Source organism: Bacillus sp. S3 (assembly GCF_005154805.1).
Classification (GTDB): Bacteria; Bacillota; Bacilli; order Bacillales; family Cytobacillaceae; genus Neobacillus.
Genome location: NZ_CP039728.1, coordinates 58,608 through 83,000 on the forward strand (window position 1 = coordinate 58,608; position 24,393 = coordinate 83,000).

Below are 24,393 nucleotides of genomic sequence, written 5' to 3' on the forward strand. Positions count from 1 at the left end.
CCTCCTGCCGCTAATTATTTTATCGGACTATGTACAGTCACAAGTTTTGTTCCATCAGGAAAGGTTGCTTCTACTTGAATATCATGAATCATTTCCGGAACACCCTCCATGACATCTTCCCGTGACAAAATGGTAGTCCCATATTCCATTAATTCGGCAACCGTTTTTCCATCACGTGCGCCCTCTAACACCTCATAGGTAATGAGAGCAACTGCTTCTGGATAATTTAATTTCAAACCTCTGTCTTTTCGCCGCTTGGAAAGATCTGCAGCCACTACAATCATAAGCTTGTCAATCTCGCGTGGTAATAGTTTCATAGATAAACCTCCTCTAAATTTTTTACATAACGCTCTGAACAGAACTCGCAAAAAAGAGATTCTATCATCGCCGGCCGGAAACCATGTGCCTATACATCATTAAATAAGGTGATGAATGATGATTGGACGATAAAAATATCTGATTGATTCCCAATGATTTATACTATATCATCGTAATTAACATATATCAATTTTTATATATTAATAAAATTATATATGTAAAAATATATACAATTTAACAGCTTTATGGAAATTTCTGAAGAGGAGATTAAGAGAATGAAAACAGACGAACGAAATTCATTATGGGATGGGAAGGTTTATCCCTTCCTAACAGCAGCTCTCAAAGGAATCTCTCAAGTCATTTTGATTGAAAATTCCATCACCGGATTACTAATCCTGATTGCCATCTTGATTTCTTCTATTTATTTAGGGGCCATTGCGCTGCTATCGGCTATGATTGGGACATTAATAGGGATCTTAGGGGGCGTGGATGAAGACACTATCAACCAAGGTTTGCTGAGCTACAACTCCGTCCTTACAGGAATGGCGTTGGCATTATTCTTACAGGGACCTTATATGTGGGTCGTGGCTTTAGCAGGAGCAGCTATAGCAGCCTTTTTAACAGCCGCAATGATGCATTTTATGAAAAATAACGAAGTACCTATTTTGACCTTTCCTTTTATTGTTTTGACATGGTTAATACTGCTTGCGGCTTATAAATTAAAACACCTAACATTAAGCTCTTCCCTAGTCCCTCAGAATTTAACAAGCTGGCAACTAAATATTGCTGGGAAGGTAAATTTACTAGACGGAATTTTCCACGGGATTGGGCAAGTGTTTTTTCTCAATAATACATTGTCCGGTATTCTTGTTTTTATCGCCGTATTTTGGGGAGGCAGAAAACTTGGAGTTTACGCAGCGATTGGAAATGCAGCTGCCATCATCATTGCCTATGTACTTGGCGGGGAACATTCCTTAATCGTCTTAGGACTTTACGGATACAATGCTATCCTAACCATCATGGCTGTATCCGTAGTATTTACCAAGCAACACCATCGCTACACCCTAGTATCAGGCATTATCGCCTCCTGCCTAACAGTTCCCATCACAGCAGGACTTAGTACATGGCTCCTCCCATACGGCCTCCCCGCCCTCACCATGCCATTCGTCCTCTCCACCTGGCTCTTTCTCGGAGCCAGGAAAACCATGCCGAACCTGTAAGGCAGGGGTGAGGCGTGGGGAGGGTTCTCGTGTTTCAAATGATGATTCAGGCTAAAAACCAGCTATGTTTTAAAATAAAATACTGGTAATTGAAAAAAACTAAAGTAAAAGCAAACCAATATGCTCACCTAAAAGCCCGACTAGCACCTATCCTCTTGTCGGGCTTTTTTTACACGTAAAACTTCCGATTGTTTCCTTAAAGATGCGTCCCTGGTCTCCAAATGGAGAACAAGAACCATCCCTATACCCCACCTGATTAGTTGATTTGTATTAAAAATTTATTTAGAGTTATGGTAGATTCCATTTTGTAGATGGCAGGTAAACCAAGGAGGTCCAAATGGGTAAAGGAAAAATATTGATTGTTGAAGATGAAAGAAAAATTGCACGCCTAATTCAATTAGAACTTGAGCATGAAGGATATGAAACGGGTACTGCCTACACAGGCTTAGAAGGTTATTCATTATCTCAACAAGAAAATTGGGACCTGCTGTTATTAGATGTGATGCTGCCTGAATTAAGCGGCCTTGAAGTGTTAAGGAGGATTCGCTCTTCCAATGACCAGACCCCTGTGATTTTATTAACGGCCCGGGATGCCTTACCTGATAAAGTGAGCGGATTAGATTTAGGGGCCAACGACTATATTACAAAACCATTTATAATTGAAGAATTGCTTGCACGGATTCGAGTGTGGCTCAGGCAATCATTTTCCCAAGAAGAAACAGATGATTCCTCGCTTAGCATTGGAGATTTATCCATAAATAAAAAAACACGGGAAGTAGTGCGTGCCGGCCAATCCATTGAATTAACACCAACAGAGTATGATTTACTTCTATATTTAGTACAAAATCAAAACCAAGTACTAACATTTGATCTCTTCAGCTAATTATGTGAATTTGTTGCGGGCATATTTGCCGCCAAATGGAATGATTCGGATCCTTCCTCCTAACGGCAACCCGATTGTCGTTGTGATAAAAGACAACGCCACGCTGCAGGACCTTACATATTCCTATCAAGAAGGTGAACAAATAACCGTAAAAAGGGTGAATCAGCATTTATTTGCTGTAGGACAAACACCCATTATTTGGACAAATGGCAATTTGTTCTACTATTTCCATTTAACCTTTTTGCTATTTCTGGTAATGTAATGTATTGTTTTTTAAAGTTTTCTAAATCTTCACTGTTAATAATTACATTTTTTCTGTTTAGCTTTTTAGATTTCAATAAACCATTATCCATCCACTTTTTTACTATAGCATGTTCTGTTTTAAGAACTAGACACACTTCTTTACAGGAATAATGAGTTTTTATTTCATTCCTCAAAATATCTTCAGCTAATCTGTCTATATCCGATTTTGAGAATAAATATGAATTTAATCCAATCCCAGGGGATTTTTCAATAGGTCGGATTTTACCTAATACTATATTTTCTACTAACTCACAAATGCTTCTCTTTCTGCAACCCCAAGTCCGAATACAGGAATTAAAACTAATTAAATCTTTTTTATTATTTTTTTCTAATGAGAACTGGTATTCAAATTGGTCTAATAGATAAAAAACTGATTTTGAACTAAAGAAAATATAATTAAAAGTAGGTGTTGTTTCTTCAAACCCTACAAGTAAACTGCCCTTGAACAACTCTATAATTCGTTTTCTATTTATCCCCAACAGAGCAACAACTTCCTTTAGCTTTAAACTAGATTCTTTTAATTGTTTATACTGTACAAGGCTCTTATATTCTACACTTATAAAAGTTTGTTTCCCTACTACCTCTATATGACCTTTAATTTTATCTTGGTTAATTAGTTTTGGTATATAATCTAAATTAACTTTTAGTATTTCACTTGCTTCATTTCCGGAGATATATTTTGTACTACCGTTTGAAGCATTAAAATTTGATAATCTGCTAAAATAAACTTTGTAAAAATTCTCCTTTATATAGTCCTCAAATCCATCTCTTAAAAAATCATAACACGGGTTGTTAAGTTGAGAATATAGTTGTATGTAGTATCTACCAAAATATGTAGAAAGCCCTGTTTTTCTATCCTTCCGTTTCTTTTTCTGTCCAAATTCCTCTAGAAACTCATAATAAGAATACGGCCAGTTTTGAAACATTTTAAATGCCCTAATAATTAACTCTGAATACTCACTACTTTTATTAAAATCTGAAGATATACTAAACCATTTATTATGCTTTTCATAACATAGCTGTTGTAAGATGAAAATAATTAAACAAGAGAATTCTATTGGTTGAAAGTGTATAAAGCACACTCGCATTTGAATTTTCGTTCCTCTCAAAAATATCTTCAATTAATAATCCATTAGCGGCATGATCATCTTCTATTTTAATAATAGGTAAGTCTTTTAATGGGAAACCACATAAACAATAATTCATATGTTGTAACTTACTTGATAACGCTTTTTTGCAATTAGGACAATAGCCAATTAATAATAATCCGTGCTTATAGCAAGCAAAGTTAAAGCTAACATCCCAATATTTATTATGAAAATTTTGTTGATTAAAACACTGAGGACAATACTTTGAATGAGTTGTAATTCCATATTTGAATATGTATTTCTGCAGAGGATTATTTGAGGGGAAATTCTTCAGAAAGGTCAATTTTCTAAGTTCAGCAGCATCTTCCTGAAAGAAATTGGCTAGCAAAATTAAATCTTCCTCAATAAACGGACCTTTCTTAACATTCCTTTTAATACCTGCTATAGTATATATCCAATTTGCATTCTCATAGTTGTTAACAAACGCGGTACGTTGGATATAACCTGTAATACTTTCTTGTTCAAAGGGCTTTGGTATTCTTATTGGGGATTTAGTGGTCATAATTACCTCCAAAAAGATAGCGAGAGAAATATGTCTCTCGCATAAAATTTTTGTAGAACCCTTTCACTCATAAAGACTAGTTCATCGAATTATTTACAGTGAATTTCGTGCGGTTATTTATGAATTTTATCCGATAAATTTTAAATAATTAATCCGGTATTTTTTGTACGAAATCCGGTTTATTTTAATGTTTTACAGCGGTTACACCGAAGGGTAAAGTCCCTCGATTTAAAAGTTCAAACCAGAGCTCATCAGCTGTAACGAATTTTATCGCGTGAAAACACATGATTTCATCAAAATCACTATGATTAGCCCATAGGGATTCTTCACTTAACTGGAACTTTGAGATTGAAGCTTTCCGCCTTGCCCCCTCTTCATTTCGAACACCCATGTAACAGGTAATAACTGATTTATCCTCCCCTATGCGAACAGGAGCTGACGCAATCCACTCCTTAAACTTATCCTGGGTAGGACCGATTTTTAACCAATGAGTGCAAGGATGATGTTTGGTTTTCGGAGTTGAAATAAGGGAGCCACGCCCCAAAAATTTGTGCCAAAAATTGTTCTTCATGCTTGGTTTCACTCGTACAACTTCTATTGGTAAGCCTTGTAAAGCCGCCTTTCTCTCAATTTTCATGAGAGTGCGGTCAACGTATTCAGCCATGATGGGGGCCTCAACACCTGTGTCCGAATTCATAACATAAACGGTCTTAGTTCTTAAATGTTCGGGTAATTCAAGTAGCGCTTCCCAAAATAAAGTAAGAAGATATGAACTATCTTTCCCTCCGCTGAAAAGAACTACCTGTTTCCGCTCATCAGTAAGATAATTTTGCTTAATTGCCTCTTTAACTTGCTGTGTAATATCCATAAAAGTTGTCCATCTGCTAAATTAGGGGGAAATCCCCCGCTAAAATAATTTAGCAGAGGATATACCCCCCTTAAATCTATTAATTTATAAAGTCTAAAATTATTGTTTTAATTAACACTTAAACGTAATGAAAAAACCTCTACAAGTTTTTTAGCAGAGGTTTACGTTCAGAATGTTATCCTCCTATGCTCCCACCCGATTAGCGGTAGTTGTACGATTTTTGTTATCCATCATTTCAAGGATCTTCTTTTCATCCTCTAAGGTCATGACCGAAAATTCCAGTCTAATATCCACGACTCGCCTGAATTGTTCGATATCCTTTTTGGAGATAGTGCCGGTCAAAATAAAACGGTCGATAAGCTCTGAACTGGGTTTACCATACTCAATAAGCATCCACTCCCCTATATAATCGTATATAGCGGGGATGTCATATTTTGATTGATTGGCAATTAAAGAAAGACTCCCGAATTTATGGGGGATAGGTTCTCGTATTAGCTTTGGATTGGTAATTAAATTTTGGAATTCAGGCAATCTCAATAACCTGCGTTTGAGATGGTCATATTCGCTATTTAATTGTTTAACCTTAGGTTTTAGTATGGCCAATTCTTTTACCAAGTCATTAATGCACCAATGTTCCGCTATTTCAAAAGAAGAAGGAATTTTGTTCAGTTCCTTTCCGACCTTATTGAAATTGGGTTTTAAATAAAAGGTATCAGGAAGCTTAAAATCCTGGATCATATCCATATATAACTCATTGCTTTGGATAGCTTTGTTATCAATTTCAACAACCTGTAGCAATAAGCCAACATCATACAAATATTCGTTCAATCCAATATAGTCAGTCTCATATACCTTTTTTGCGGTAAACCTTCCAACCATGTCAAATTCCTTAAATTCATGACGTTTAGAATCGGATTTTTCCAGCTTTTCCTTAACCGATGTCGTGAGTCTTTTTATTTTAACCTCAGACTGCTTCAATTCTGGATACTTTCCATCCTCAATGAATTTTTCCATAAGTTCGGCAGCTGCTGATTTTTTTACTTTCTTTTGTGTGCTCTTCGCCATTTATTCACCTCATAAGACTCCACAATCTAGTATCGGGGAGTCATTTTTTAGATGATCCCCACTAGAAAGGGAGAATTATAAAAGGACTTTAAGCAATTTTAATTAGATTCCTTAACGGGGCGTTAGTCCATTTTTCAAAATCCTCTTTTGCCCTCATAAGAGAGGTAGAGGCTATATTTACGGTTCTAACACTCTGGCATTGAGCGAATCCTTTATATGAGTGCAGTATTGGACGATTAATGTAATTTACTGCACTCAGTTCTGTTACAATTACTTTTTTAACCGCAGAATCCGAGCAATTTTCAATCTTCCCTTTTTTAACGCTAAGAACAAAATAGTTATCGAATGATCCAATGACTACGATATTGCTAACGTTAATATGTTCTTGAACAAAAATAGCAAGATTGGTGAAATTTACAATGAATTCTGTGGTTCCCCCATCATTGATAAGAAAAGCTCTACAAATTGTTGGCATTGAGTTTCCTCCATTCAGTAGTTATTTAATTCCCAGGAAGGTCCATTAAGCTACAAGTGAGACTTCAAGAGGTACAAATACTGACCATTCTAAAAAATCTCTCCTGGCCTGTTCTTCGCTTGTTGAGTAAATCCAATAGGTTTCAAGCGAAATTTCTTCCTGTGTAACTTTATACAATTTAAGGAGGTCACCCAAACCGATTAGAGAATTATCTAATTCAGTATCCGATAGGAGACCGTTACAATGTGTAATAGTTGAATTTTCTACATTTATGACCAAGCTCCCGCCTTGCATTACTTGGAAGTTAATACAATCCTTATTTTGTTGGACAAATGCCGGCAAACAATCATGGCTAATGAGGAACTCTTGATTTATATTATTTTGATTGGTTAACACTCTATAAATAGTTTTTCTCATACAAATACCTCCTATAATGCTGCTGGGACAACATCAATGATATTTAATTTACCGGCTTTCAAACCTACCTCAGGGGAGATGGCTTGTCCTGCATGTACCCCGACTTCAACTAAATACAAATAACCTAACTCACTTGATAACTTAATGAATTGTCCCTGCTTTTTTATCATTTGTATCAAGAGTTTGTGGTTTCGATTAAATTGGTTTTTGAAGTCTATTTTTTTTGATTCAGACATTAATAATCATCCTTTCACTTAAACAAGAATTGTTGTTGGAGTAATAAAATCTGAAGTTACAGAGATAGAGCATATGTCTGTCCCGTAATACAGTACTTTAAGTAATTGATGTGCATGATTTTCGTTAACTGCAGAAATCATTTTTTCGCTCTTGACCCATTCGTCTTGAATCTGAGCTAGAAAAGATAATTTGAACTCTTTTCGTGTACATCTCTGACTGTTAAAAAATTCATTATTTGGCAAAACTGCAGAAACTCTATCCGTCTTTAAAAATTGCGGTGGATTTTCTTCACCTATTTCAACAATGAACCAAGCTGGCTCATGCATCAGTAGTTGATGTATCTGGATCGTGCCTTCAGCAATTACTTCTCCATTTCTAAAAAGCTTGTTTTCTGAAACAATGAATTGGTTATCCATACCTGTATAAAACTCTATTATCATGCGATTTCCTCCTGGAACGAGAAAAGATCGAATTCAACCGGCACAAGTTCTTCCCGGAGAAAATCGATCTTTTTGATAGCGTCCACCATTATTAGTTTTTTACCTTTTTGGCTGCGCAACTGTAGAGTTACAGAATCATTGACTAAGATAACTCCTACTCCTTGCTTCACAAACAATCCTCTTGCATCTATCATTTGATAACTTGGCCTTTTCATAAGGTCATTCATCCAATCGTGATTTTTCATTGTACGGTGTTCCAGGATGTATTCTACACCTGTTACTTCAGCTCCCAAACAACCTAAAGATAAATCAAAGAGATAAGAACCTCCATGTATATACCCATCAAAAAATACACGATAACCTTTCAGACTGTCTCTCGGTTGATTTACAAAAGGTTCAATCCGAAAGGTATTTCGTAAGCCCGAATTATAAAAAATAAGCGCACCTTTCGGTACGCATCACGAATAGCCGTAAATCCCGATTTTTTTCAATCGAATTTACGGCTTATTTCAATTTTTGCCCACATTCGGCCTGAATCACTTTTGACCAGGGCATGTATTGATCTAAAATTTCAGGTTTTTGATGGATGCCAAGATTGGGCAGATCCGTCAAAAGTTTCTTCAAGTATTCGTAGAAATCTACACCGTTACTTTTGGCAGTTTCTGCGATACTGAGACAAATGGCGTTCGCTTTTGCGCCGGCTTCACTGACTGAGAAAAGCCAGTTTTTTCTCCCCACGACGTTAGGGCGGATGGCGTTTTCAGCGGGATTATTATCGATTTCAACGCGCCCGTCGTTCAGGTATGCTCTAAGTCCATTTGCCCTGTTCAATGTATATTCAGCTGCTTTCGCCAGCGCATTTTTTCCATAGAATGGTGACGTTTCAACCCATTCAAGGAATTTATCTACAATTGGCTTCGAATATTTCTGGCGTTTTTTTCTTCGCTTACTCGGAGACAAATGTTTAAATTTCCTTTCAAGACGGTATAAATCGTCACAAAAGCTCACACCTATACGGCCATTTTTGCTATCCGCCTTCAGCCAATAACGGCGAACGTGGGCCCAACAATTTGCGAAAGTAACGCCTTCCAACTTGCCATAGGCAGAATAACCATCGCAAATAATCGTTCCTGAAAAGCCTTCAATGAATCCTTCAAGGACGGATCGGGCTCGCGATAATGCACTATGAAAGAGAGTTATTGGTGGTCCTTGGCAAGGAACACTTCGAGACACCCAATTATAAGCATTGGTTTGACCCGATTTACCATCGGAACGGTGGAGTATTTGTCCATATGTTTCATCAATATGTAAAAGCGATTTATTCATCATCAAATCTTTCATTCTTTCATAAATAGGCAATAGCCAATCGTGTGATGCACGAATGACCCAATTCGAAAGATTCTTATCGTTGGTATTCAGGCCGTAACGATCCCATTCCTTAACCTGGCGGTAAAGGGGGAGGTATTGCGCAAATTTATCATAGATGACTTTGGCAAGCACGCTAGGGCTTGCGATGCTACGTTGAATGGCAGGCTGCGGTGCCTTACCACGTTTAATTTGGGCTTTTTGAAATGAATCACCTTTACAATTTTTACATTCATAAGCATGTTCTATGTGTTGGACTTTCTTCATTTTTGCGGGAATAAATTCTGCTTCTTCGCGCACGATTGTACTTCCAATTTCAATCATTTGTCCCTGGCAACAGTCACATTGTATATTTTCTGGATGATAGTGAAATGCTTCAACTTCGATATCATCTCGTAATGAATCATTTCGTTTTTTCTTTTTAATAGTTCGAACAACAGTATAAGAAATGGTCTGTTGGCTTTGTTCTTCTGTGTGCTCAGATTCGCTAAAAGACGGGTCATCATCAAATAATGACGATTGCCCTTCTGGTGCGTTATATCTTGATTTTTCAGTTTTAGAACCATATAAGAGTTTTGTTAAGTGCCGAAGTTGTTGCGTTAACGCTTCGTTCTGTTTCAACGATTGATCCAATTTTTTTGATAGCTCCTGGTTTTGTTGATTCGAATGAGCCAACTGCTCTTCGAGCAATCGAATTACTCTATCAAATTGATTTTCATTCGTAGAAGAAGTATTCGCCACATCATTCACCACTTTTCGTTCGGATTCACTTCTTTTATTATAACGAGTTCGAACAGTGGAATAAAGATAAAATGAAGGGCTTTAACGAATTTAGAAGGCACCTTTTGGTGACTGCTGAATCGCCTTTGGCTGCTGGATAGATAACCCCTCGAGGAGCCACCTGAGCTCCTTTTGAGAGAGATTCCGTACTTCGTTTTCATCCTTTGGCCATTGGAGTTTTCCGTTATCCAAACGTTTATATAGCATGGCGAAGCCATCACCGTCGAAATATAAGCATTTATAGCGATCTTTACTCCATCCTGAAAACAAGAAAATGGAATCCCCGTATGGATCCAATTCAAAGGAATCTTGAATTAATGTGGCTAGTCCGTCAATACCTTTTCTCATATCAGTTTTACCGCAAATGATGTAAATATTTTTTACGCTAGTAAAATCGTGTTTCACGGATTTTTCAACTCCCTCATAACCGTTTGGATGATGTGCTCATCTACGCCGTTGAAGAAGGAGATTTCGGCGTTGCCGGTTTTGATCGTGCAAGTAGGATTTGGAGAAATCACTACTGGATTTGGTGCAGAAGTATTTTTGTTTTCGGAATGTAATGTAACGGGGACGATTGTGAGTTTTTGCTGCGGCATATGAAAAAGCACCTCCTTAAATTGATACGTTGATCATACCAGGAGGTGCTGCTGTTTTTATATGCGTTGTTTGAATACGGGCTTACGGTATTTCCATCCATTCTCCATTCAAATCCATTCTTAACAGTTTTAAAATGAATTCCTTTTAATGCTTTTTCTAATTGTTCAGGCTCCACAGGAGCAAAACAAGTGATTTTAAACATCGAGCTTCTCTCCCAACTTCTTTTCTAAACAATTCTCAGAACAATATACATACCCCATTACAAAATAATAAGAATTGTCCTTATCACATTGTTCAAGACAACAACAGCATGTGCCCATGTTACCAGCCCTCTTTCTTAAAGTTTCTTAAACTACTTAACCCTTAAACAATTATTCTTCCAAAACCACCTCCCAGAACGCAAAAAAGGCCCTTGGGCATAGTCTGATTCGCATAATAAATATGCTTTTAAAGACTAAGCCCAAAGGCCTCTGAAGTTTAATAGGTAACCGCAGCATAGATGCTACAAAAAAACAAAAAAACAAAAAAATCTATGCTTAAATTTTACCATTCTATGGATATGTAATACAAGTATTAAAATAGAGATTTTGCAAAATTAAGGAAAGCGTACTGATCATCAACTAAATTAGAAAGTTGTTGAGCTTGTTCCCTTGTTATATATATTTTGGATTCTTGAAGTTCTGCTGGATTTAAGTTTTCTGATTTAATTTCTCTGATTGATGATGCAAGATTATCAGGTGATACCACTTGAACATTATTAATATTCTCTATTGTTTCCTCTGTCACGGTTACCAATTCAACTAGTAAATTATTCTCTCCAGGAAAATATAATTTCTTAATAAAATATGTTTTCATTATATTTATCACTTCCAACATAATTCATAACCCCATTTTAGTCTTTTAGTTATCTTTATTGTAAATAAATAATCTCTCTATACTGTAGATTTTCACAATTAATTAGTGTATAGTATTAAAATTTTCATTTCTTTAACAAAATTCAATACACTAAATTTAAATGAATAAACATACTATTAACTGGAAATTTTACTAATACTATTATACTTGCAAAGTAGCTTAATGATAATCGGAACATCCGTTCTAAAGGTGAAAATTATAAGGGGGCTATTACTCAATTTAATATATTTATTCGTTACCAATAATTACTTTATGGGGCTAACTTGAAAATAAAAATAGGTTACTCAAAGAGTAACACTTCTCAATTCAGAAAGTACTACGAAGTCTATAAGCTTCAAATGAGTCTGCCATAATCTCTATTTGTACAATTGCTTTTTTTATATTCATAAACCGCTGCTTGTCTAATTAGAGCGCAGTCTCCTTTAACCAGCGGGGGCTTGAAGAATCTGTGCAAATTAAATTTAAAAGACCGATTGCTCTATTTATTACTAGAGAAATCGGTCCTTGATTAATGGTTTATAAAGATTAATACTTTCTATGGAATCGGTAAACTTCGAGAACATTATCAACTATTTCGATTGGAACAGTATCCTTTTTTATTATTCCATTACTATATTTTACTTCAAATTCAAAAGAAGCAGGTCCTTTTTGAATATTGGTAGGATAATTTAAGAAATTCTCATCATAAAGTTCCCCTTTAAAAAGAACATTTGCAAGTTTGCTTAAATCTACAGTCCTAACAATAGATTGACCATCGGCTTGTGAAGCTTTAAGAGTACTCTTTACATAAACTATAGGATATGGTGATGTGTCAGCAGCTAATAAGAACTTTTCTCCACTATAAAATTGTTCTGGAGAATTTCCTAAAGATTGATGCTTCGACAACCACTCAGGTGTGTGGTCAACATGCCCTTTTATAGTCAAAGCTTTCGAGTAAAACCAAGTTGTTGTTTCGGCACTATCATATCCATCTAAAACAGTTGCTCGTATTTCATATTTCTTAGATTTAGTTACAAAGCTATAACAATGCTCTGTATCTGTTAGTACCTGTAATTTTGTCATTACTAGTATTTCGATTGAACCTTCTTCTTTGATAAATAACTTTACATCTAATTTCTGCCCATCTGGGTCCTTTACCTTTACACATATATTAACTGTGTCACCCTCAAACGGTTGGTCCGGATTGTACGTTAATGTTATTGAAGGAACAGTGTTTATTACTTTAATAGTTTTGGATACCGAGCTTGATTCATTATACGGGTCGGTGACAGTTTGAGTAATAGTATAAACGCCTATTATAGAGGCGGTAAAGGATGGATTAGCTGTATTAAAGGTCAGTTTTTGTCCATCTGGTTTAATCACCACATAATTATAAGTTATCGGGTCATTATCCGGATCAAAAGCATTAGACGTTATATTTACCTGTTCATTAACTATATAAGAATCTTTATTCGTGTTAAATCCAGGAGATGGTGGTCTGTTTCCTACCGTTAAGACCTTGGTAACAGAATGACTAGCGGTTCCATCTGATGCAGTCAAACGAATATTCCAATTACCTTTAACGTTAAATACCTTATTAGGTGCGTTAGTTGTAGAAAAGCTAGTCCACGTTGTGCTGCCCGGTTGTTGATATTCCCATTTATAAGTAAGTGGGTCACCGTCAAGGTCCGTGGAACTATTTGTGAACGTTACTGTTGTATCATTATAAATGGTAGTGGGACTAAAACTAAAATTCGCTATTGGCGGCCGATTGCCCACTGTTAAAACTTTTGTGACCGAATGGCTGGCTGTTCCATCCGAAACCGTCAAGCGAATATTCCAGTCTCCTTTAATGTTGAAAGTTCGACTAGGATCTTTAGCTGTAGAAAAGCTTGTCCATGTTAAACTTCCAGGCTGTTGATACTCCCATTTGTAAGTAAGTACGTCACCGTCAGAGTCAATTGATTTATTGGCAAATGTAACATTTGTGTCGTTAAAAATCGTTGTTGGACTCCAGATAAAATCCGCTATCGGTGGACGATTTTGCACCATAAGTTTATTTGTAACAGAATGGCTGGCTGTTCCATCTGAAACCGTCAAGCGAATATTCCAGTCTCCTTTAATGTTGAAAGTTCGACTAGGATCTTTAGCTGTCGAAAAGCTAGTCCATGTTAAACTTCCAGGCTGTTGATACTCCCACTTATAAGTAAGTACGTCACCGTCAGAGTCAATTGATTTATTGGCAAATGTAACATTTGTGTCGTTAAAAATCGTTGTTGGACTCCAGATAAAATCCGCTATCGGTGGACGATTTTGCACCGTAAGTTTATTTGTAACAGAATGACTAGCGGCTCCATCTGAAACAGTTAAGCGAATATCCCAGTCTCCTTTAATATTGAAAATCCGACTAGTGTCTTTAGCTGTCGAAAAGCTAGTCCACGTTGAACTTCCAGGCTGTTGATACTCCCATTTATAAGTAAGAGCGTCACCGTCAGGGTCAGTGGAACTATTTGTGAACGTCACTGTCGTATCATTATAAATGGTGCTAGGGCTAAAACTAAAATTCGCTATTGGCGGCCGATTGCCCACTGTTAAAACTTTTGTGACAGAATGGCTGGCTGTTCCATCCGAAACCGTCAAGCGAATATTCCAGTCTCCTTGAATATTGAAAATTCGACTAGGATCTTTAGCTGTCGAAAAGCTAGTCCATGTTAAACTTCCAGGCTGTTGGTACTCCCATTTGTAGGTTAAAATATCACCATCAGGGTCAGTAGAACTATTTGTGAACGTTACTGTCGTATCATTATAAATGGTAGTGGGATTGAAACTAAAATTCGCTATTGGTGAACGATTACCCACTGGTAAAACTTTTGTGACAGAATGGCTAACTATTCCATCTGAAGCTGTCAAGCGAATATTCCAGTCTCCTTTAATATTGAAAATTCGACTAGGATCTTTAGCTGTCGAAAAGCTTGTCCATGTTAAACTTCCAGGCTGTTGATACTCCCAGTTGTAGGTTAAAATATCACCATCAGAGTCAGTAGAACTATTTGTGAACGTTACTGTCGTATCATTATAAATGGTAGTGGGACTGTAACTAAAATTCGCTATTGGTGAACGATTACCCACTGGTAAAACTTTTATGACAGAATGGCTAACTATTCCATCTGAAGCTGTCAAACGAATGTTCCAATTACCTTTAATATTAAATAGTTTGCTAGTATCTTTAGCTGTAGAAAAGCTAGTCCATGTTGAGCTGCCAGGCTGTTGATACTCCCAGCTGTAGGTAAGTGGATCACCGTCAGGGTCCGTGGAACTATTTGTGAACGTCACTGTCGTATCATTATAAATGGTAGCTGGGCTATAACTAAAATTCGCTACTGGCGAACGATTGCCTACTGTTAAAACTTTAGTGACAGAGTGACTGGCGGTTCCATCTGAAGCTGTCAAGCGAATATTCCAATTACCTTTAATATTAAATAGTTTGCTAGTATCTTTAGTTGTCGAAAAGCTAGTCCATATTGAGCTGCCCGGTTGTTGATACTCCCATTTATAAGTAAGTGAATCACCGTCAAGGTCCATGGAACTATTTGTGAATGTTACTGTCGTATCATTATAAATGGTTGTGGGATTAAAACTAAAATTCGCTACTGGCGGCCGATTGTCCACTGTTAGATTTTTTGTAACAGAATGACTGGCGGTTCCATCTGAAACCGTCAAGCGAATATTCCAGTCTCCTTTAATGTTGAAAACCTGACTAGGATCTTTAGCTGTCGAAAAGCTAGTCCACGTTGAACTTCCAGGCTGTTGATACTCCCATTTATAAGTAAGAGCGTCACCGTCAGGATCAGCTGAACTATTTGTGAACGTCACTGTCGTATCATTATAAATGGTAGTGGGACTAAAACTAAAATTCGCTATTGGTGGACGATTGCCTACTGTTAGATTTTTTGTAACAGAATGACTGGCGGTTCCATCTGAAACAGTCAACCGGATATTCCAATCCCCTTTAATGTTGAAAACCTGACTAGGATCTTTAGCTGTCGAAAAGCTAGTCCACGTTGAACTTCCAGGCTGTTGATACTCCCATTTATAAGTAAGAGCGTCACCGTCAGGATCAGCTGAACTATTTGTGAACGTCACTGTCGTATCATTATAAATGGTAGTGGGACTAAAACTAAAATTCGCTATTGGTGGACGATTGCCTACTGTTAGAATTTTTGTAATAGAATGACTGGCGGTTCCATCTGAAACAGTTAACCGGATATTCCAATCCCCTTTAATGTTGAAAACCTGACTAGGATCTTTAGCTGTCGAAAAGCTAGTCCACGTTGAACTTCCAGGCTGTTGATACTCCCATTTATAAGTAAGAGCGTCACCGTCAGGATCCGTGGAACTATTTGTGAACGTCACTGTCGTATCATTATAAATGGTAGTGGGACTAAAACTAAAATTCGCTATTGGCGGCCGATTGCCCACTGTTAAAACTTTTGTGACCGAATGGCTGGCTGTTCCATCCGAAACCGTCAAGCGAATATTCCAGTCTCCTTGAATATTGAAAATTCGATTAGTATCTTTAGTTGTCGAAAAGCTAGTCCACGTTGAACTTCCAGGTTGTTGATACTCCCATTTATAAGTAAGCGGGTCACCATCAGGGTCTGTCGATGTATTTGTAAATGCAACATTTGTGTCATAAAAGATCGTGCTAGGGGTCCATATAAAATCGGCAATTGGGGCTCGATTTTGTACAGTCACTGTCTTTTCAATATCATTGAACATACCTTTTTCATTGGTAGCCCGAAGAAAGATTCTCCAATTCCCTTTCTGATTAAGTACCATACTCGGATCTTTTGCTGAGGAGAATTCAACCCAATTAGATGTTCCTGGCTTCATGTACCACCACTGATAGGTTAATTTATACCCTTGAGGATCAGTAGATTTATTGGTAAAGGTTGCAAGCGTATCATTAAACAATGGGTTTGGCGAAACATCGAAATTGGCAACAGGAGGTTTAAAGGCAGGTGTATATTTAATAACAGCTTGAGATCCTCCAAAAAGCCAGTATACAGATGAAGACCATCTTTTGGAGCTAGTTACTGGATCATTAACTCCATACCATACAGCTGTATTATCCTCATTTGAATCTATAGCAGTATAATCCTGACCAGTAATAAAGTATCCTGTTCCGTTTGTTGTATTCGGAGTAGTTCGTTTATAAACATTCGTCCCAATCATTCTTAATGTTGTTGCATCTACTTCACTCTTTAAATCTATTTTTCCTTGACTATAATTCTGTGAAGCTAGATTAAACGGTAATATTAATGTATCCCATAAAACCGTATCATCTACGCGCTTTACAATGTATAGTTTCCATTCATCCGGAGTAGTGGGTTCTGGAAACAAGTCACTTAAAGGGATAGCTACTTCAAACCCCACATAGTCATACAGCATATTACAAACTGAATTGTTAGTATTAGTTGTGCTACTTGGGCACTGATTCCACACAGTTGTGGCTGTTGATAAACTTTTGTTGTACTCTACATCTTCTGTTGCTGACCAATTTTGCTTCGTAGTGTTATAACCAAATATTTTTTTGGGGTTTTTTGTATTTTGCGCCACTATGTAAGTGGAATTATTAGAAGCAGTATGTGTTTTATGCCCAAATATTATAGCCCATCCTTTAAAGACTATACTTGGCTTACCGTTTCTTGTTTCGATATTGTACCCTTTACCTGAGTAAGTCTTAGAGTATACATCATATACAAGTTTAGCACCTGATTCAAATGAGTAACTTTTCCTACCACCTGGTAGTGTTGACCATTTCTTGTAGCCACCACTAGGGGTGAAGAAATACGGCTCACCTGAATCATCAGTCACCCATTCATCGCTTGCCATCGTACCGCTATCATGAAGGTAATACCAACGGCTATCGAGGAATATCCAACCTGTCTGCATAACACCCGAAGTATTAAGATAATACCATTCACCTGTTATAAACTGCCAACCAGTTTTCATGTCTCCGTTAACAGAATCTAAATAGTACCAATAGCCCTTGTCAGAAAGCCAACCAGTTTTCATTGCTCCTGTATTCATATCGAAAAAGTACCATTTTCCACCTACAGAATACCAACCTGTCACAGCTTTACTGTTTACGTAGTAATACCATGAACCGTCACTTTTTTGCTCCCAACCATTGGCTACAGCTGCTTGAACATGTTGAATAGTGTTAAGAAAAGGATTAATATAACTATTCATTAATAACATTACTAGCATTAAATAAGAAAAGACGGTCTTTTTAGACCGTCTTACATGTAAGCGCATGACACCCCTCCGTTTTATTTAAAAATAATTAACGAATCCAGGCACCACTTCGGTCCAGATAATAGTTTCCGATTTTTGTATTTGATGCCATTTCACCGTTGCTGTATAAGTAATACCATTTTCCATTAACTAGTTGCCACCCAGTTTTCATTGCTCCACTGGATGCTAGATAGTACCAGTCATTCCCATCTAATAACCAACCGGTTTTCATAGCACCTGAACCAACAAGGTAATACCAAGTACCATTTACTATTTGCCACCCAGTTTTCATTACCCCATTAGATGCTAGATAATACCAAGTACCATTTACTTTTTGCCATCCAGTTGCCATTTCACCACTGGATGCTAGATAGTACCAAGCTTTATCATAAATCCATCCTGTACGCATAATGCCTTTCGTGTCCAAGAAATACCACTTAGAGTTTACATATAACCATCCAGTATGTTTATTACCTTGTGAATTGTAATAGACCCATTGACCATTTTCTTTAACCCATCCTTTAGATGATTGTTCTGGATTAGGTTGACCTCCATTATTAGTGGTATGAACGGTCAAAAATATTTGAGAGTATTGAGGAGTCGCCATTTCAAATATCTGTCCATCATAGTCAACAGTTTTATTTATTAATCCACTGATTACATATTTAGAGGGAAAATATTGATCTCCTGGACGATAATAACCCGTAACAAGATCTTTACAAACTCCTGTAGCTTGAGCGGGATTTTGTAAAGTGTGTACTCCTTGGGTAATGGTAATATCGCATTTAGTAGATGTTGAGTCTGTATTTGCTGAAGCTTCCCCTCCTACTGTAAATATTGTAGAAAATGCTACTATTCCAGTTAACGCAAGTGCTTGTAATTTTTTTGAATACTTGATTGATTGAAATTTGTTTGTCTTCATTTTATTTTCCTCCATTTGAAATCCTAATTTTGAATTTAATCACAATTGCCCCCACTAAATTTTTGAAATTCTCTTAAACTGTTTTCATTTTTATTACTCCTTTCCAACAAAAAAGGCCTTTAGGAGCAATAGATAATAAACACACAAATAGAATGTGTTTACTTCTCCATGATCCCAAAGACCTCAATAGTTTACTGTCAAACTGCTAACCTAAGAAAAGGTTGCAAAAAAAAACAAGGAAAATGTTACTAGTTTTAGTATAAGCGTTTGCAGTTTCTATGTATATAGTTTTTTGAGGCCATTTATTAAATTTATTGGGAGTAATTAAATTTATTAGGATTTTAAAAAAGAGTTATTTTTTATATTCATAAACCGCTGCTTGTCTTATTAGAGAAGTATCTCCTTTAAACCAGCGGGGGCTTTCGGTTGTTAATACTGCTATAATACATGGACCATCTACATTTTCGATAATCTTATATTTAGAATTGTAGTACACGAAAGGATAAGTTCTTGGTACGCTATCATCGATAAATTCAAGTTCTACAACTTGTAAATCATGTTTAAAAAAAGAATTTTCAGTTGGATTAAAAATATTTCCTGAAGTACTAGTTACGGATAGATTAACTTCCAAACTTTTTTTAAAATTAGAAGTTGCAACTATCTGATCAAAAACGATTTTTCCTTCAGAGATTGATTCAGGTAATATAGCTAAACTAGCATCATGAACAGCTAGTTCTAAAGTATTTTTCACTTGCCTGGTTGCAGTTTTGTCAGCATCTAAATTAAACTGTAGCTGCGTAATAAAGGCATAAAGAAGAATAAACAATATAGTACGTAAAGTTGTTGCCATCTGGACAACTCCTAGTTAATATATTCACTTAAAATTTTAGTTTCCTTTTTAAAAGTACTTGGGCCCTGATTAAAAATATCCAAAATAAAAATAAAACTTCTTGGAGCTTCAATACTTGCTTCTAAATATTGATTTCTATGAGTTAACGATTGTGTAGCTTGAATTTTAATTTTAGTTTCATCAAAGTTATAGTTCTTTACTAATGAATCCTTCATTCCCTGAATGATCGATGGCGTAAATTGGCCCTCTATTGCCGCTTTCTTTGCCCCTTCTGTTAATACCACTTCAACAGCCTCTCGATGTAGACTATCTAAATAGGAAAGAATGGGAGCAAACATAATATTAATCACAATAAATAGAGTCATCCATTCACCCAATGTTTTAGACACGATTACCAGACTCCTTTTTGTATGACAAGAGAGGGGTATCCCCTCTCCCCATATAAACACAAGTGTTTTTATTTATCACTTGGCATATTCGTTTGCATGCTGCTAATTTTAGCTTTATAAGCACCTGCTTCAGTGTTGACCATGTTATAACCTAAGACAAATAAAAAGGCACTGATTGAAATTACAGTAACTGCAATTTTTAAGAATGTAGACAATGTTTGGTTCATGGTAAGCCCGTATTCAAACAACGCATATAAAAACAGCAGCACCTCCTGGTATGATCAACGTATCAATTTAAGGAGGTGCTTTTTCATATGCCGCAGCAAAAACTCACAATCGTCCCCGTTACATTACATTCCGAAAACAAAAATACTTCTGCACCAAATCCAGTAGTGATTTCTCCAAATCCTACTTGCACGATCAAAACCGGCAACGCCGAAATCTCCTTCTTCAACGGCGTAGATGAGCACATCATCCAAACGGTTATGAGGGAGTTGAAAAATCCGTGAAACACGATTTTACTAGCGTAAAAAATATTTACATCATTTGCGGTAAAACTGATATGAGAAAAGGTATTGACGGACTAGCCACATTAATTCAAGATTCCTTTGAATTGGATCCATACGGGGATTCCATTTTCTTGTTTTCAGGATGGAGTAAAGATCGCTATAAATGCTTATATTTCGACGGTGATGGCTTCGCCATGCTATATAAACGTTTGGATAACGGAAAACTCCAATGGCCAAAGGATGAAAACGAAGTACGGAATCTCTCTCAAAAGGAGCTCAGGTGGCTCCTCGAGGGGTTATCTATCCAGCAGCCAAAGGCGATTCAGCAGTCACCAAAAGGTGCCTTCTAAATTCGTTAAAGCCCTTCATTTTATCTTTATTCCACTGTTCGAACTCGTTATAATAAAAGAAGTGAATCCGAACGAAAAGTGGTGAATGATGTGGCGAATACTTCTTCTACGAATGAAAATCAATTTGATAGAGTAATTCGATTGCTCGAAGAGCAGTTGGCTCATTCGAATCAACAAAACCAGGAGCTATCAAAAAAATTGGATCAATCGTTGAAACAGAACGAAGCGTTAACGCAACAACTTCGGCACTTAACAAAACTCTTATATGGTTCTAAAACTGAAAAATCAAGATATAACGCACCAGAAGGGCAATCGTCATTATTTGATGATGACCCGTCTTTTAGCGAATCTGAGCACACAGAAGAACAAAGCCAACAGACCATTTCTTATACTGTTGTTCGAACTATTAAAAAGAAAAAACGAAATGATTCATTACGAGATGATATCGAAGTTGAAGCATTTCACTATCATCCAGAAAATATACAATGTGACTGTTGCCAGGGACAAATGATTGAAATTGGAAGTACAATCGTGCGCGAAGAAGCAGAATTTATTCCCGCAAAAATGAAGAAAGTCCAACACATAGAACATGCTTATGAATGTAAAAATTGTAAAGGTGATTCATTTCAAAAAGCCCAAATTAAACGTGGTAAGGCACCGCAGCCTGCCATTCAACGTAGCATCGCAAGCCCTAGCGTGCTTGCCAAAGTCATCTATGATAAATTTGCGCAATACCTCCCCCTTTACCGCCAGGTTAAGGAATGGGATCGTTACGGCCTGAATACCAACGATAAGAATCTTTCGAATTGGGTCATTCGTGCATCACACGATTGGCTATTGCCTATTTATGAAAGAATGAAAGATTTGATGATGAATAAATCGCTTTTACATATTGATGAAACATATGGACAAATACTCCACCGTTCCGATGGTAAATCGGGTCAAACCAATGCTTATAATTGGGTGTCTCGAAGTGTTCCTTGCCAAGGACCACCAATAACTCTCTTTCATAGTGCATTATCGCGAGCCCGATCCGTCCTTGAAGGATTCATTGAAGGCTTTTCAGGAACGATTATTTGCGATGGTTATTCTGCCTATGGCAAGTTGGAAGGCGTTACTTTCGCAAATTGTTGGGCCCACGTTCGCCGTTATTGGCTGAAGGCGGATAGCAAAAATGGCCGTATAGGTGTGAGCTTTTGTGACGATTTATACCGTCTTGAAAGGAAATTTAAACATTTGTCTCCGAGTAAGCGAAGAAAAAAACGCCAGAAATATTCGAAGCCAATTGTAGATAAATTCCTTGAATGGGTTGAAACGTCACCATTCTATGGAAAAAATGCGCTGGCGAAAGCAGCTGAATATACATTGAACAGGGCAAATGGACTTAGAGCATACCTGAACGACGGGCGCGTTGAAATCGATAATAATCCCGCTGAAAACGCCATCCGCCCTAACGTCGTGGGGAGAAAAAACTGGCTTTTCTCAGTCAGTGAAGCCGGCGCAAAAGCGAACGCCATTTGTCTCAGTATCGCAGAAACTGCCAAAAGTAACGGTGTAGATTTCTACGAATACTTGAAGAAACTTTTGACGGATCTGCCCAATCTTGGCATCCATCAAAAACCTGAAATTTTAGATCAATACATGCCCTGGTCAAAAGTGATTCAGGCCGAATGTGGGCAAAAATTGAAATAAGCCGTAAATTCGATTGAAAAAAATCGGGATTTACGGCTATTCGTGATGCGTACCGAAAGGTGCGCTTATTTTTTATAATTCGGGCTTACGGTTCATGTTTTAAATTCCTCCAAAAATGATTTATTTATTTTTTAATTGATGCTCATTTTGTAACATATTTTTATGATAATCACTTTTATTCTTCAAAGTAGTATTGGAAACTCCGAATATGAGAGACACCATAATATCACGGTAGCAGCCATAATCATAAAAGTGCCAATAGATTATTTCATAGACTTTTATTTATCTTTCGGCATATTCGCTTGGATACCGGTTACCTTAGTTTTGTATGCAGTTGCTTCAGAGTTGACCATGTTATAACCTAAGACAAATAAAAAGGCACTGATTGAAATTACGGTAACTGCAATTTTTAAGAATGTAGACAATGTTTGGTTCATGTTTTAAATTCCTCCAAAAATGATTTATTTATTTTTTAATTGATGCTCATTTTGTAACATATTTTTATGATAATCACTTTTATCCTTCAAAGCAGTATAGGAAACTCCGAATATGAGAGACACCATAATAATCACGGTAGCAGCCATAATCATAAAAGTGCCAATAGATTGTTTCATAGAGTTTTATTTATCTTTCGGCATATTCGCTTGAATTGAAATTACAGTAACTGCTATTTTTAAGAATGTTGATAGTGGTTGATCCATGATTCATTCCTCCGTATTGGATAAATATAATTTTTGCTTGCCTTTTAACATCACACATGAAAAAGGAAGACCTAATTAACTTTTTGAAATGTAATTCGAAACTGTATCGGCAATCCCGCTCATGGAAACATACATAACCCCAAATATTAAAGCACTGATACAGATTGCAGTTATAGCAATTTTCATAAAGGTACTAAGTGAGGTGTTTATTTATTTCACCCCCTCCAATAGAATTAAATAGATAACTACATACGGGAAGATTTCAATATAACAGTTACCATAGTTACGATTAATACTAAAAAGTTAAGAATAATGACAAAATGCGTGACTTTTATTGGAATTCCCAACAAATCAGTTGTAATTTTTCTCTTCCTTCTGTAATTTTCTATTTGTGATTTAACAAACATATTGTGCATTCCCCTTAGATTTCCCAGGGCTGTTTTTCTATCCAAATTATCTAGATTCTTTATAACCCCAATAAGAGCATCTGCTTCTTTTGAATCCAGCTCTTTTGAAAATTTATCTAATGCAACATTTGGCCCTTCATCACTACTCCAGGAAGTTAGCAACAGCGTGAGCGGCTTATCTAACATATCAAAATATGGTTTAATATTTCTCAAAATGTTGTAGGTATTAATTCTACTTATCGTCATCATTTCAATCTCATTAATCAAAAGATCGTAAAGCATAAAGATTTCAGCGTGTTTTTTAGCTTGATGAAAACTAATGACTCGCTTCATCAAATAAACAAAAAGTGAGAACGGATTACTAGGCGCTGCCAGTAAGGCAATAAAGATAATCATAACAGCTGCAATCAATGTTGATTTTTGTACTCTACCATCTATCAAAATGGGTAAAGCTACATAATAAACTAATAAGAAAAGGAGAAACCCACCCATTATGAGGTAATATCTTAATCCATTTATCCTCAATGGGTAATGAGCCTTTTTTAACCATTCCTCTGCTCGAGTATTAAGCGTGCCTTCAATCATCATTTTCTTATTTTTAGTAATATTGTGTCTTAAGCGAATACGAGTTTGCATTCTTTCAACTTGAGAGCTAAGTCCTCCATAAACCAGAATGCCCGCTAAACAGGAAAGAAAAAAGGATATCGTATACACCAAAAGTGGTAGAAGCTTAAAAAATATTATGTTATTTTCCATTATCC

26 protein-coding genes and 1 pseudogene are annotated in these 24,393 nt (G+C 36.6%); 6 read left to right on the forward strand and 21 right to left on the reverse strand.

Annotation, left to right across the window (positions count from 1 at the left end; genetic code table 11):
* Window positions 1-14 precede the first annotated feature (14 nt).
* On the reverse strand, window positions 15-317 hold the full coding sequence (locus tag FAY30_RS26215; protein WP_149872928.1) for an urease subunit gamma: 303 nt from the start codon (window positions 315-317) through the stop codon (window positions 15-17).
* A gap of 276 nt (window positions 318-593) precedes the next feature.
* Here FAY30_RS26215 and FAY30_RS26220 point away from each other — a divergent pair, with 276 nt between their 5' ends.
* From FAY30_RS26220 to FAY30_RS28145, 3 genes and pseudogenes are all read left to right on the forward strand, one after another.
* A complete protein-coding gene (locus FAY30_RS26220) occupies window positions 594-1,538 on the forward strand; it encodes an urea transporter (RefSeq protein ID WP_149872929.1) in 945 nt (314 codons plus the stop codon).
* A gap of 337 nt (window positions 1,539-1,875) precedes the next feature.
* Window positions 1,876-2,409, forward strand: a pseudogene (locus FAY30_RS26225) (response regulator transcription factor); the annotation flags it as partial.
* 52 nt (window positions 2,410-2,461) lie between these two features.
* Window positions 2,462-2,683: a hypothetical protein gene (locus tag FAY30_RS28145; RefSeq protein ID WP_411675511.1), complete on the forward strand. Its 222-nt coding sequence runs from the start codon at window positions 2,462-2,464 to the stop codon at window positions 2,681-2,683.
* On the opposite strand, the gene FAY30_RS26230 is transcribed toward FAY30_RS28145, so the two are convergent.
* The 18 genes from FAY30_RS26230 to FAY30_RS26320 form a co-directional block, all read right to left on the reverse strand.
* Window positions 2,616-3,650: a hypothetical protein gene (locus FAY30_RS26230; protein ID WP_149872931.1), complete on the reverse strand. Its 1,035-nt coding sequence runs from the start codon at window positions 3,648-3,650 to the stop codon at window positions 2,616-2,618. The genes FAY30_RS28145 and FAY30_RS26230 overlap by 68 nt on opposite strands.
* Before the next feature lie 82 nt (window positions 3,651-3,732).
* On the reverse strand, window positions 3,733-4,374 hold the full coding sequence (locus FAY30_RS26235; RefSeq protein WP_149872932.1) for a TniQ family protein: 642 nt from the start codon (window positions 4,372-4,374) through the stop codon (window positions 3,733-3,735).
* 184 nt (window positions 4,375-4,558) lie between these two features.
* Window positions 4,559-5,242 carry an adenine nucleotide alpha hydrolase family protein gene (locus tag FAY30_RS26240; protein WP_149872933.1) on the reverse strand — a complete coding sequence of 228 codons (684 nt, stop codon included), beginning with the start codon at window positions 5,240-5,242 and terminating at the stop codon, window positions 4,559-4,561.
* Between the two features lie 183 nt (window positions 5,243-5,425).
* The gene (locus tag FAY30_RS26245) at window positions 5,426-6,307 is read right to left on the reverse strand and encodes a V-type ATPase 116kDa subunit family protein (RefSeq protein WP_149872934.1); all 882 of its coding nucleotides are present in this window, start codon (window positions 6,305-6,307) and stop codon (window positions 5,426-5,428) included.
* 88 nt (window positions 6,308-6,395) lie between these two features.
* Window positions 6,396-6,782, reverse strand: coding sequence for a hypothetical protein (locus FAY30_RS26250; protein WP_149872935.1), 387 nt, complete (start codon window positions 6,780-6,782; stop codon window positions 6,396-6,398).
* 45 nt (window positions 6,783-6,827) lie between these two features.
* Window positions 6,828-7,199 carry a hypothetical protein gene (locus FAY30_RS26255; protein WP_149872936.1) on the reverse strand — a complete coding sequence of 124 codons (372 nt, stop codon included), beginning with the start codon at window positions 7,197-7,199 and terminating at the stop codon, window positions 6,828-6,830.
* Between the two features lie 11 nt (window positions 7,200-7,210).
* Complete coding sequence (locus tag FAY30_RS26260) at window positions 7,211-7,435, reverse strand: hypothetical protein (RefSeq protein WP_149872937.1); 225 nt, start codon at window positions 7,433-7,435, stop codon at window positions 7,211-7,213.
* An 18-nt stretch (window positions 7,436-7,453) separates the two neighbouring features.
* Window positions 7,454-7,876 (reverse strand): hypothetical protein, encoded by a 423-nt coding sequence (locus FAY30_RS26265; protein WP_223821049.1) that lies wholly within the window; start codon window positions 7,874-7,876, stop codon window positions 7,454-7,456.
* On the reverse strand, window positions 7,873-8,091 hold the full coding sequence (locus tag FAY30_RS26270) for a hypothetical protein (protein ID WP_190284985.1): 219 nt from the start codon (window positions 8,089-8,091) through the stop codon (window positions 7,873-7,875). Before FAY30_RS26270 ends, FAY30_RS26265 begins: the two co-directional genes overlap by 4 nt.
* 289 nt (window positions 8,092-8,380) lie before the next feature.
* A complete protein-coding gene (gene tnpC, locus FAY30_RS26275) occupies window positions 8,381-9,982 on the reverse strand; it encodes an IS66 family transposase (protein WP_149873074.1) in 1,602 nt (533 codons plus the stop codon).
* A 90-nt stretch (window positions 9,983-10,072) separates the two neighbouring features.
* A complete protein-coding gene (gene tnpB / locus FAY30_RS26280) occupies window positions 10,073-10,426 on the reverse strand; it encodes an IS66 family insertion sequence element accessory protein TnpB (RefSeq protein WP_223821044.1) in 354 nt (117 codons plus the stop codon).
* Window positions 10,423-10,617, reverse strand: coding sequence for a hypothetical protein (locus tag FAY30_RS26285; protein ID WP_149872886.1), 195 nt, complete (start codon window positions 10,615-10,617; stop codon window positions 10,423-10,425). Before FAY30_RS26285 ends, tnpB (FAY30_RS26280) begins: the two co-directional genes overlap by 4 nt.
* A 574-nt stretch (window positions 10,618-11,191) precedes the next feature.
* The gene (locus tag FAY30_RS26295; RefSeq protein ID WP_149872940.1) at window positions 11,192-11,494 is read right to left on the reverse strand and encodes a hypothetical protein; all 303 of its coding nucleotides are present in this window, start codon (window positions 11,492-11,494) and stop codon (window positions 11,192-11,194) included.
* 564 nt (window positions 11,495-12,058) lie between these two features.
* Window positions 12,059-17,767: a PKD domain-containing protein gene (locus FAY30_RS26300; RefSeq protein ID WP_190284986.1), complete on the reverse strand. Its 5,709-nt coding sequence runs from the start codon at window positions 17,765-17,767 to the stop codon at window positions 12,059-12,061.
* Between the two features lie 94 nt (window positions 17,768-17,861).
* Entirely contained in the window at window positions 17,862-18,734 is an 873-nt protein-coding gene (locus tag FAY30_RS26305) for an N-acetylmuramoyl-L-alanine amidase family protein (protein ID WP_190284987.1), read from the reverse strand.
* Between the two features lie 352 nt (window positions 18,735-19,086).
* Window positions 19,087-19,584, reverse strand: coding sequence for a peptidase M23 (locus FAY30_RS26310; protein ID WP_149872943.1), 498 nt, complete (start codon window positions 19,582-19,584; stop codon window positions 19,087-19,089).
* A gap of 11 nt (window positions 19,585-19,595) precedes the next feature.
* Complete coding sequence (locus FAY30_RS26315; RefSeq protein WP_149872944.1) at window positions 19,596-19,973, reverse strand: hypothetical protein; 378 nt, start codon at window positions 19,971-19,973, stop codon at window positions 19,596-19,598.
* A 68-nt stretch (window positions 19,974-20,041) separates the two neighbouring features.
* Entirely contained in the window at window positions 20,042-20,200 is a 159-nt protein-coding gene (locus FAY30_RS26320; protein WP_190284988.1) for a hypothetical protein, read from the reverse strand.
* An 87-nt stretch (window positions 20,201-20,287) separates the two neighbouring features.
* Between FAY30_RS26320 and FAY30_RS26325 the strand changes: the two genes are divergently transcribed.
* The 3 genes from FAY30_RS26325 to tnpC (FAY30_RS26335) all read left to right on the forward strand — a co-directional run bounded on the left by FAY30_RS26325 (window position 20,288) and on the right by tnpC (FAY30_RS26335) (window position 22,524).
* A complete protein-coding gene (locus FAY30_RS26325) occupies window positions 20,288-20,482 on the forward strand; it encodes a hypothetical protein (RefSeq protein ID WP_149872886.1) in 195 nt (64 codons plus the stop codon).
* Window positions 20,479-20,832 carry an IS66 family insertion sequence element accessory protein TnpB gene (gene tnpB / locus FAY30_RS26330; RefSeq protein WP_223821044.1) on the forward strand — a complete coding sequence of 118 codons (354 nt, stop codon included), beginning with the start codon at window positions 20,479-20,481 and terminating at the stop codon, window positions 20,830-20,832. The genes FAY30_RS26325 and tnpB (FAY30_RS26330) overlap by 4 nt, the downstream gene beginning before the upstream one ends.
* Window positions 20,833-20,922: 90 nt before the next feature.
* Window positions 20,923-22,524, forward strand: a complete 1,602-nt coding sequence (gene tnpC / locus FAY30_RS26335) for an IS66 family transposase (RefSeq protein WP_149873074.1) — start codon at window positions 20,923-20,925, stop codon at window positions 22,522-22,524.
* Window positions 22,525-22,802: 278 nt separating this feature from the next.
* Here tnpC (FAY30_RS26335) and FAY30_RS27420 read toward each other — a convergent pair whose 3' ends face one another.
* Together FAY30_RS27420 and FAY30_RS26340 are read right to left on the reverse strand one after the other, a co-directional pair.
* Window positions 22,803-22,961, reverse strand: coding sequence for a hypothetical protein (locus FAY30_RS27420; RefSeq protein WP_190284989.1), 159 nt, complete (start codon window positions 22,959-22,961; stop codon window positions 22,803-22,805).
* 509 nt (window positions 22,962-23,470) lie between these two features.
* Window positions 23,471-24,388, reverse strand: a complete 918-nt coding sequence (locus FAY30_RS26340; RefSeq protein WP_149872946.1) for a hypothetical protein — start codon at window positions 24,386-24,388, stop codon at window positions 23,471-23,473.
* Window positions 24,389-24,393: the final 5 nt, after the last annotated feature.